Raw genomic sequence first — 9,616 nt, forward strand, 5'->3', positions numbered from 1 at the left:
ACCGACAAGCTGCGGGCCTTCGACGCCGCCGGCGCCGACATCAAGACCACGGATCGCGGCCTGATCTGGAACACCGACCTGATGGAGACGCTGGAGTACGACAACCTGATCGCCCAGGCCGTCGTCACCATCGAGAGCGGGCTGAATCGCACGGAATCGCGCGGCGCCCACGCCCGCGAGGACTATCCGGATCGGGACGACGCCAACTGGATGAAACACACCCTGGCGTGGAAGCGTCCGGGCGAAGGCGTCCAGATCGACTACCGTCCGGTGCACAAATACACGATGACCGACGAGGTCTCGTACATCGAGCCCAAGGCTCGGGTTTACTGAGGTCGAACGCAGATGGTTCAACTCTCCCTCCCCCGCGGCTCCAAGCCCACCAAGGGCAAGGTCCACAAGGCCGCGCCCGGCTCCAAGGACGTCCGCACCTACAAGGTCTATCGCTACGACCCCGAGGTCGATGCGGACCCGCGCTGGGACACCTATGAGGTGCCGACCGGCGACCACGGCCCCATGCTGCTGGACGCCCTGATCCACATCAAGAACACCATCGACCCGACCCTGTCGTTCCGGCGCTCCTGCCGCGAAGGCATCTGCGGGTCCTGTTCGATGAACATCGACGGCATCAATACTCTGGCCTGTATCTATGGCATGGATGAGATCAAGGGCGATGTGAAAATCTATCCGCTGCCGCATATGCCTGTGGTGCGCGACCTGATCCCGGACCTGACGCATTTTTATGCGCAGCACGCCAGCATCATGCCCTGGCTTGAAACCAAGACCAACCGTCCCGCGAAAGAGTGGAAACAGTCGATCGAGGATCGCGAAAAGCTTGATGGGCTTTATGAATGCGTGATGTGCGCGTCCTGCTCGACGTCCTGCCCAAGCTATTGGTGGAATGGCGACAAATATCTCGGGCCGGCCGCCTTGCTGCATGCCTATCGCTGGATCATCGATTCACGTGACGAGGCCACGGGCGAGCGTCTGGACGAATTGGAAGATCCGTTCAAGCTCTATCGTTGTCACACGATCATGAACTGTACCAAGACCTGCCCCAAGGGCCTTAACCCGGCCAAGGCGATTGCTGAGATCAAGAAGATGATGGTCGACCGCGCGGTCTGACCGGCGCATCCTGACTCGCTATTGAAAGGCCTCGGAGAAATCCGGGGCCTTTGGCCTTGCGTGGTGCGCATAGCGAGAGTGCAGGAGTGACGGTTTAATGCTGCGGCGCGGCATCATATGTTCGGGTCAGACCAGAATGGAGATCACACCATGTCGATCCGAGCACAGAAAAACGATCACGCTGCGGCACCCTTGGCAGAGGCATTGCCGGAATGGGTTTTGACCTATTTCACCCCCTCCGCCCCCGCGAACCGGGTTGAGCCACCGCACCAAAGCGCGCTTGATCAGATGTACGCCTATTACGACGCCTGACGGCTTGACCCCCGGCCTGAGTGCCGGGGGTTTTGCATTTCAATGGCCGCCCGTTCAGGGCATCCTCGGGACGATTTGCGCGAACCTGAAGGAGCCATGCCATGCTTATCGTTGTCGGATTGATCATCGCCTTTATTCTGGTGCTGATCCTGTCCAACCGTCGCACGCGGGCTTGTCGGTGGCGGGCGGACCGGCGTCTGGATGGCGAGGCGGGCACCTGTTTTAAATGCATGACCTGCGGCGCGCAGGTCTTTACATCGACGGGAAAACCACCTTTGGATTGTGTCGCCAATACACCGCAATCCTGAAAGGCCCCCGGATGACCCAACCTGTCGATGCCGAAGCCCGCCGTGCCGTGCGCCCGGTGATTTGTTATCCCAATGACACCCTTCCGCGTCCCGATCTTGCGCTTTACAGGGCCGCCCGCGCAGGCACCAGGAAGGTGTCAGAGGTTATTGTGCCCCCGCGCGATGCCGCCGGTTTTCGTGTCGGCGCGGGCCAGTTTTTTCGCATCTCAAGCATAGAAGGCCCGCAGGTGGGTGACCTTAACCTGTGGAATGCCAATAATCTGTCCGAGCGGTTTTACTCCGGCAAGTCACGCGCGCTGCACGGTACGCATCTGACGGTGGGCGAGAGAATGTGGACAAGTTTTCCCTATCTGCGACCGATGGCGACGATCACCGCCGATAGCCTTGAGTGGTACGGGATCGACGAATTTGGCGGTTCGGTGCATGACGTGATTGGCACGCGGTGTGATCCCTATACCGGCAATCTTCTGGCTGGCACGCAGTATCACCATTGCTGCCATTCCAACCTGATCCGGGCATTGGCGGATGAAACCGGGCTGAGCCTGGCCGAGGCTGAGGGGCATGTGCATGATGTTCTGAACGTGTTCATGTGCACCGGATTTACCCGCGATACCGGGCAGTATTTCATGAAGGCCAGCCCGGTGCGCCCCGGTGATTACCTCGAATTTTTCGCCGAAATCGACCTGCTTGGCGCGCTAAGTGCCTGTCCGGGGGGCGATTGTTCGTCTGAGCATTCAAGCGATAGCGCCGCCTGCTATCCGATGCGCGTCGAGGTCTTTGCACCAGACCCCGCCGCGCTTGCAGGCTGGCAGAGCCCGCCGGTGAATGGCTATGACCGAAGCCACGGGCGGTAGATGTAATAACGCCCCCCTGCGCGAACAGGGGGGCGTTGTCTTGCGTGTGAGCGCCGGGGTTAATGCACGACGGCATCCTCTGGCGGTTCCTGCCGGGTGGTGCCGACGCGATCCCCGATGATAAGCCCTTCGGCCCCCGCTGTTACGGCGACGGCAGATCCGTCAAGGATATCCCCCGCCAAGAGCGCCTCGGCCAGAGGATCCTGAAGCGCGCGCTGGATCACCCGTTTCAGGGGGCGTGCGCCGAACACCGGATCATAGCCTTCATCGGCAAGCCACTTCTGCGCGGCGGCGTCAACGTCGAGCGTGATCTTGCGACCGGCAAGACGTTTGCCCAGACGGCGCAGCTGGATGTCCACGATGGCATCCATGTCATGACGGCTGAGGCGGTCAAAGATGATCGTCTCGTCCAGACGGTTCAGGAACTCGGGGCGGAAATGCGCCCGCACCGCATCCATCACATCGCGCTTGGCGTCGCTCGCATCGGCCCCTTCGGGCAATTGGCTAAGGGCCTGTGCCCCAAGGTTCGACGTGAGAATGATCAACGTCTGCTTGAAATCCACACGATGCCCCTGACCGTCGGTCAGAACACCATCGTCAAGCACCTGCAACAGCACGTTGAACACATCCGCATGGGCCTTTTCGACCTCGTCGAACAGGATCACCTGATAGGGGCGGCGGCGCACGGCCTCGGTCAGGACACCGCCTTCGTCATAACCGACATAGCCCGGAGGCGCACCGATCAGGCGAGCGACCGAATGTTTCTCCATGAACTCGGACATGTCGATCCGCACCATGGCGCTATCGTCGTCAAACAGGAACTCGGCGACGGCCTTGGTCAGCTCGGTTTTACCCACGCCGGTCGGCCCGAGGAACAGGAACGACCCAAGCGGGCGGTTTTCATCGTTAAGACCCGCACGCGCACGGCGTACCGCATTGGCCACGGCCTTGACCGCCGTGTTTTGGCCGATCACCCGCTTGTGCAGGTTTTCTTCCATCCCAAGCAGCTTTTCACGCCCGCCTTCGAGCATCTTGGCGGTCGGAATCCCGGTCCAGCGTTCCACCACCTGCGCGATCTGTTCGGGGCGTACCGCCTCTTCGACCATGACGCCCTCGGTCTCGGCCTTTTCGGCCTCGGCCAGCTTTTTCTCTAGCCCCGGAATGACGCCATAGGATAGCTCACCGGCCTTGGCGAGATTGCCTTCGCGTTTGGCATGATCAAGCTCGTTGCGGGCCCGGTCAAGTTGCTCTTTCAGATCGCGCGCGCCTGCCAGCTTGTCGCGCTCGGCCTGCCATTGCACGGTCATCTCGGACGAGCGTTCCTGCAATTCGGCCAGCTCTTTCTCAAGCTTTTCAAGCCGGTCCTTGCTTGCCGCGTCGTCTTCTTTCTTGAGCGCCTCTGCCTCGATCTGTTTTTGCAGGATGTCGCGGTCAAGCGTGTCGAGCTCTTCGGGTTTGCTATCCACTTCCATGCGCAGACGGCTTGCGGCCTCATCCATGAGGTCGATCGCCTTGTCGGGCAGGAACCGGTCGGTGATATAGCGATGGCTGAGCGTCGCGGCGGTGACCAGAGCGCTATCGGAAATCCGAACGCCGTGGTGTACCTCGTATTTCTCCTTGATGCCGCGCAGGATCGAGATCGTGTCCTCGACCGTGGGTTCCTCTACCATCAGCGGCTGAAACCGGCGGGCAAGGGCGGCGTCTTTCTCGACGTGTTTGCGGTATTCATCCAGCGTGGTCGCGCCGATACAATGCAACTCGCCGCGCGCAAGTGCGGGCTTGATCAGGTTGGCGGCATCCATCGCGCCATCGCCTTTGCCCGCCCCGATCAGGGTGTGCATTTCGTCGATGAACAGGATGATTTCACCGGCAGCGGCGGTCACCTCGTTCAGAACGCCCTTAAGGCGTTCTTCGAATTCGCCACGGTATTTCGCACCGGCAATCAGCGCGCCCATGTCGAGCGACAACAGCTTTTTGTTGCGCAGGCTTTCCGGCACGTCGCCGTTGATGATGCGCAGCGCAAGACCCTCGGCAATCGCGGTCTTACCCACGCCCGGCTCGCCGATAAGCACCGGGTTGTTCTTGGTGCGGCGGCTGAGAATCTGCATGGCGCGGCGAATTTCGTCGTCGCGGCCAATGATCGGGTCGATCTTGCCTTCTTCGGCAGCCTTCGTCAGGTCGCGGGCATATTTCTCGAGCGCTTCATAGGTATCTTCGGCGCTGGCACTGTCGGCTGTGCGGCCCTTGCGGATATCGTTGATTGCCTCGTTGAGTTTCTGTGCGCTCACGGCACCGGCCTCTAGCGCGTCCTTGGCCGGGGATTTCACCAGCGCAAGCGCGGTCAGGATGCGTTCCACCGGCACAAAGCTGTCACCGGCCTTTTCGGCCAGCTTTTCGGCCTCGGCCAGAACCTTTCCGGTTTGCTGATCCATATAGGTCTGTCCGGTATCGCCCGACACCTGCGGGATTTTGCCAAGCGCAAGGTCAAGCGCCTGCACGACGCGTTCGGGGGCGCCACCCGCCCGACGGATCAGGTTGCTGGCAAGACCTTCGGTGTCGTCCATCAACGCCTTCAGGATATGTTCGGGGGCCAGTTTCTGGTGGCTTTCGCGCATCGCGATGGTCTGGGCGGCCTGAATGAAGCCGCGCGACCGCTCCGTGAACTTGTTGAAGTCCATGGGTTTTCTCCTTTTTTACAAGCGTTACCCCGCTTGCGCACCCAGTATTAGGCATGCGCGATTGGGAACCTCATGATCCAGATGGGTTTTGCGCACCACCTGTTCAACCCCAAGGATCACCGATTCGCGAACCGGGCGCGATGATTTGCGTCAAATCCGCACGTTTGCGTGACAGGCCCTTGGTATAAGGCCTTGGGATTCCGATCTGTATCAAAGTTATCCACAGGGCCATGCGGCCCGAGCACAAAGGATGCAGGCGATGCAAACCCGGAAACTAACAGTGGACGAGATCAGCTATAACCCCGAACGCGGGGCTTTCGAGGCGCAGGTTCAGATCCGTCAGGGCGACGATCTATTCAGCTATCCTGCGCATGTCTGCGCACCGCTTCATGCCGATTACGCGCATGTGATGCGCGGGCTGTTGGCGGATGCAGAGGCCACGCATCTTGGCAAACAGTCCGGTCTGCGCCTGCGGCTGAGCGCGGGGATTTCAGCGCCCTCGGCCCGCTCCGGCACCCTGGCGCAGGTGCAGCGGATGTTGCGCAATCTCGACAACCTTGACGCCGGGCGCGTTTGACGGCGCATCGCAGGGGGCTTGACGTCCCGCCAAGGCGCCGCGACAAGGGCGCAGATCCAACCCCTGTCCCAAGCCCGGAGCCGCCCCGATGTCCGATGACCGCCTGATCGTTGCCCTTGATGTGCCCAATGCCCTGGCCGGGTTTGAACTGGCGGAAAAGCTGGGCGACGCGGTGTCGTTTTACAAGATCGGTCTGGGGATGCTGACGGGCGGCGGACTTGCCCTGGCGGATGAGTTGAAGCGTGAGCACGGCAAGCGCATTTTTCTCGACATGAAGCTTTTCGATATCGGCGCGACGATCGAGGCGGCGGTGCGTGGGCTGGCGCAATATGACCTTGATTTTCTCACCGTGCATGGCGACCCGCATGTTGTGCGTGCCGCCAAAGAGGGGGCGTCGGGCAAGCCGCTCAAGATCCTGGCGGTGACGATCCTGACCTCGCTTGACCGGGCCGATCTTGATGCCGGGCTGATCCGGGCGGGGGATATTCCCGATCTGGTGGCCGAACGCGCGGGGCGGGCCTTTGACGCCGGTGCCGATGGTGTCATCGCCAGCCCGCAAGAGGCGGCGATGATCCGGGCACTGCCGAATGCAGCGGGCAAGCTTATCGTGACGCCTGGGGTGCGCCCCGTTGGCGCGGCCCTTGGCGATCAGAAGCGCGTCGCCACCCCGGCGCAAGCGATTGCCGATGGTGCCGATCACATCGTTGTCGGTCGCCCGATCTGGGCTGCACAAGACCCCAGGGCCGCCGCCGCCGCCATTCTGGACGAGTTGCGCGGCTAAAGCAGTATCCTTGTCGCGCGCCAGAAGTCCGGCTTTTCGATCATGCCTAAACCTGAGCCGGTGCATCATGACAGCGGCGTGTTCCCGCCGTGCCCTCGATTGCGACGGCTATGGTCCCGGTGCAATCAGCACGTATTATGGAGACATATTCATGACAGACGGTGTCAGTGATGCGCGTGGCCACATTCAATCTGCAAAACATGCGCCTGCGCACGCAGGAGGGCAGGCCGGTTCTTGATGGGGCCTTCGATCAGGATGAATCAGACGTCCAGCGGCCCGTCGCGCTTAGTTTGGCCGATCGCGAACAGACAGCGAAGGTGATCCATGCCGCGCAGGCGGATATCGTCGCCGTGCAAGAGGTTTTCGACACTCCGGCATTGGACTTTTTCCACGATAATTTTCTTCTTCAGACCGGATCGCCGGCTTATCCTTTCCGGTATTGCCTTGCCGGAAACGATGGCCGCGGGTTGAACGTCGCGGCTCTTTGTCGACGCCAGCCCATTATTGTCAAAAGCCACGCAGGCCTTACCGGCGCCGATCTCGATTTGTCAGATCTACCGCGCGAACTCCGGGATCACCGCCTTTTCCGGCGGGATTGTCTTGAGCTGGGTTTTACAGGTGTCACGCTGTTTGTTTGCCATTTCAAAGCGCCGTATCCTGATGCCGAGAAGGCGTATGTCATACGTGAGGCCGAGGCGCGCGCGGTTCGCAAGATCGTCGAAATGCGTTTTGACGATCCGCGGCAAGAGCGCTGGATGATCGTGGGAGACCTTAATGAACCGGGCGCTGGCGATGGGCCTGCCCGCTCGGCCCTCACTCCGCTGAAACAGGGGTTTTCGTTTGACTTGCTGGATCGTTTGGCGCCGGGCACTGACTGGACATACGAGGTTCCTGACACGCATCTGCATTCGCGTCCGGACCGGATACTTGTCTCGCCGCGCTTGGCGCAGGAGTATCCCGATGTGCGCCCTGAAATCATCAGAACCGGCATGCCCCCCCCGAGACACAACCGCCGGGGTGGGGCGTCAGGTGGTCCGCCCGATACCCCGTCCCACGCGAGCGATCACGCGCTGGTCTATGCGGATTTTCCGGGACTCGCGTAAAGGCATGCACTGCCGCGAAGGCTTTTGCCACGCGATAGCCGGACCGCCTCAGGACCCGGCTGGCCGTCGCTTCATGGCATCTGCCAGGGCAGATCCGAAGGCGCCCTGGCTTTTTGCTTCGGGTGGCCTTGCCGTTCCGGATTTCGGCCCGCGCGCCGGTTTCGGCGTGTTGGCCTCGCGTCCGCGCGAGGCTGGGCTGGCGTTGGCATCTTTGCGCATGCTCAGGCCGATGCGTTTGCGCGGGACATCGACTTCGGTAACCCACACCCGGACGACATCGCCGGCCTTGACCACCTCGTGGGGATCTTTGACAAACCGATCTGCAAGCTGGCTGACATGCACAAGACCATCCTGATGGACACCGATATCGACAAACGCCCCGAAGGCCGCAACATTGGTAACGGTGCCTTCCAGCGACATGCCGGGTTTGAGGTCGGTGATGCTGTCGATGCCATCCGCAAAGGTGGCGGTCTTGAAGGTGGGGCGCGGGTCGCGCCCCGGCTTTTCCAGTTCTGTCAGGATATCGCGCACGGTGGGTAAGCCAAAACTGTCGTCGACGAATTGCTCTGCCCGCAGGCCCGCAAGGGCGCTGCTGTCGCCCATGATGGCGCGGATATCACGCCCGCAGGCCTGCACGATCTTGCGCGCCACGCCGTAGGCCTCGGGGTGGACCGAGGAGGCATCCAGAGGTTCTGTGCCATCTGTGATCCGCAGAAAGCCTGCGCATTGCTCAAACGCCTTTGGCCCCAGCCCGGCCACTTTCAGCAAGGCCTTGCGGTTGGCAAACGGGCCATTGGCATCGCGGTGCGCCACAACGGCCTGCGCCAGTGACGGCCCAAGGCCCGCGATATGCGACAGGAGCGGTGCCGAGGCCATGTTCAAGTCGACACCCACCGCGTTCACGGCATCCTCGACCACGGCGGCAAGGGATTTGGCCAGTCGCCGCTGATCCACGTCATGCTGATATTGGCCGACGCCAATGGCCTGCGGTTCGATTTTCACCAATTCCGACAGGGGGTCCTGCAACCGCCGCGCGATCGACACCGCCCCGCGAATGGACACGTCGATATCGGGGAATTCCTGTGAGGCCAGTTCGGAGGCGGAATAGACCGAGGCCCCGGCCTCTGACACGATCACGGGGGTGGGGCGCGGGGTGCCTGCGGGCAGGCGCTTGATCACATCTGCCACAAGGCGTTCGGATTCGCGGCTGGCGGTTCCGTTGCCGATGGCGATCAATGCGATGCCGTGTCTGGCGATCATCTGGGTCAGGGTGTTTTCCGCGCCGCGCACATCCATGCGGGGCTGGAACGGATAGATGGTTGCCGTATCCAAAAGCTTGCCGGTCTCATCCACCACGGCAATCTTGCACCCTGTCCTGATCCCCGGATCAAGGCCCAGTGTTGCGCGCGCGCCCGCAGGCGCGGCCAGCAGCAGGTCGCGCAGGTTGCGGGCAAATACGTCGATCGCGGCATCATGGGCGCGGCGGCGCAGGTCGGTCATCAGATCCATGAACATCGTCAGACTCAGCTTGACGCTCCAGGCCCAACGCGCGGCCTCTCGCAGCCAGATGTCGCCCGGACCGTCACCGTGAATCCCGATCTCGGCGGTAATGATGGCGATCACGCGGGGCAGGCCTGTTTCTGGCTCGGGCGCGATATTGAGGGTCACGATCTCTTCCTTGGAGGCGCGCAGGATGGCCAGGGCGCGATGTGACGGGATCGTCGCCCATTTTTCACTATGGTCGAAGTAGTCGGAAAACTTTGCGCCGACCTCTTCCTTTCCGGCGTTTACCTGCGCGCTGATCAACGCCTCTTTCTGCATGGCGTCGCGCAGGCGGCCCAGCAAAGTGGCATTCTCGCCCAGTTCTTCGACCAGGAT

General features: G+C 61.6%; 9 protein-coding genes and 1 pseudogene. 8 read left to right on the forward strand and 2 right to left on the reverse strand.

Going from position 1 to position 9,616, the window contains the following annotated elements:
* The 5 genes and pseudogenes from QZ522_RS14925 to QZ522_RS14945 all read left to right on the forward strand — a co-directional run.
* A pseudogene (locus tag QZ522_RS14925) lies at positions 1 to 333 on the forward strand (succinate dehydrogenase/fumarate reductase flavoprotein subunit); the annotation flags it as partial.
* 12 nt (positions 334 to 345) lie between these two features.
* Positions 346 to 1,125 (forward strand): succinate dehydrogenase iron-sulfur subunit, encoded by a 780-nt coding sequence (locus QZ522_RS14930; RefSeq protein WP_294613252.1) that lies wholly within the window; start codon positions 346 to 348, stop codon positions 1,123 to 1,125.
* A 150-nt stretch (positions 1,126 to 1,275) separates the two neighbouring features.
* Positions 1,276 to 1,437 carry a hypothetical protein gene (locus QZ522_RS14935; RefSeq protein WP_294613255.1) on the forward strand — a complete coding sequence of 54 codons (162 nt, stop codon included), beginning with the start codon at positions 1,276 to 1,278 and terminating at the stop codon, positions 1,435 to 1,437.
* Between the two features lie 101 nt (positions 1,438 to 1,538).
* Positions 1,539 to 1,745, forward strand: a complete 207-nt coding sequence (locus QZ522_RS14940) for a hypothetical protein (protein WP_294613258.1) — start codon at positions 1,539 to 1,541, stop codon at positions 1,743 to 1,745.
* A gap of 11 nt (positions 1,746 to 1,756) precedes the next feature.
* Positions 1,757 to 2,599 (forward strand): DUF1989 domain-containing protein, encoded by an 843-nt coding sequence (locus QZ522_RS14945; protein ID WP_294613261.1) that lies wholly within the window; start codon positions 1,757 to 1,759, stop codon positions 2,597 to 2,599.
* 59 nt (positions 2,600 to 2,658) lie between these two features.
* On the opposite strand, the gene clpB is transcribed toward QZ522_RS14945, so the two are convergent.
* Entirely contained in the window at positions 2,659 to 5,277 is a 2,619-nt protein-coding gene (gene clpB, locus QZ522_RS14950) for an ATP-dependent chaperone ClpB (protein WP_294613264.1), read from the reverse strand.
* A 259-nt stretch (positions 5,278 to 5,536) separates the two neighbouring features.
* On the opposite strand from clpB, the gene QZ522_RS14955 reads away from it, so the two are divergent.
* From QZ522_RS14955 to QZ522_RS14965, 3 genes are all read left to right on the forward strand, one after another.
* Positions 5,537 to 5,854, forward strand: coding sequence for a hypothetical protein (locus QZ522_RS14955; RefSeq protein WP_294613266.1), 318 nt, complete (start codon positions 5,537 to 5,539; stop codon positions 5,852 to 5,854).
* A gap of 88 nt (positions 5,855 to 5,942) precedes the next feature.
* A complete protein-coding gene (pyrF, locus tag QZ522_RS14960; RefSeq protein WP_294613269.1) occupies positions 5,943 to 6,635 on the forward strand; it encodes an orotidine-5'-phosphate decarboxylase in 693 nt (230 codons plus the stop codon).
* A 170-nt stretch (positions 6,636 to 6,805) separates the two neighbouring features.
* Complete coding sequence (locus tag QZ522_RS14965; RefSeq protein ID WP_294613272.1) at positions 6,806 to 7,738, forward strand: endonuclease/exonuclease/phosphatase family protein; 933 nt, start codon at positions 6,806 to 6,808, stop codon at positions 7,736 to 7,738.
* Positions 7,739 to 7,786: 48 nt separating this feature from the next.
* Here the strand turns inward: QZ522_RS14965 and QZ522_RS14970 are convergent.
* The coding region (locus QZ522_RS14970) for a Tex family protein (RefSeq protein WP_294613274.1) at positions 7,787 to 9,616 on the reverse strand (1,830 nt) is incomplete at its 5' end.

Origin of the sequence: uncultured Roseovarius sp. (assembly GCF_913054395.1) — a bacterium.
Taxonomy (GTDB): Bacteria; Pseudomonadota; Alphaproteobacteria; order Rhodobacterales; family Rhodobacteraceae; genus Roseovarius.

Excerpts from the sequence above, each read along its gene's own strand:
- QZ522_RS14930 (WP_294613252.1), top strand. The coding sequence starts at position 346 with ATGGTTCAACTCTCCCTCCCCCGCGGCTCCAAGCCCACCAAGGGCAAG.
- QZ522_RS14935 (WP_294613255.1), top strand. The coding sequence starts at position 1,276 with ATGTCGATCCGAGCACAGAAAAACGATCACGCTGCGGCACCCTTGGCA.
- QZ522_RS14940 (WP_294613258.1), top strand. The coding sequence starts at position 1,539 with ATGCTTATCGTTGTCGGATTGATCATCGCCTTTATTCTGGTGCTGATC.
- QZ522_RS14945 (WP_294613261.1), top strand. The coding sequence starts at position 1,757 with ATGACCCAACCTGTCGATGCCGAAGCCCGCCGTGCCGTGCGCCCGGTG.
- clpB (WP_294613264.1), bottom strand. The coding sequence starts at position 5,277 with ATGGACTTCAACAAGTTCACGGAGCGGTCGCGCGGCTTCATTCAGGCC.
- QZ522_RS14955 (WP_294613266.1), top strand. The coding sequence starts at position 5,537 with ATGCAAACCCGGAAACTAACAGTGGACGAGATCAGCTATAACCCCGAA.
- pyrF (WP_294613269.1), top strand. The coding sequence starts at position 5,943 with ATGTCCGATGACCGCCTGATCGTTGCCCTTGATGTGCCCAATGCCCTG.
- QZ522_RS14965 (WP_294613272.1), top strand. The coding sequence starts at position 6,806 with ATGCGCGTGGCCACATTCAATCTGCAAAACATGCGCCTGCGCACGCAG.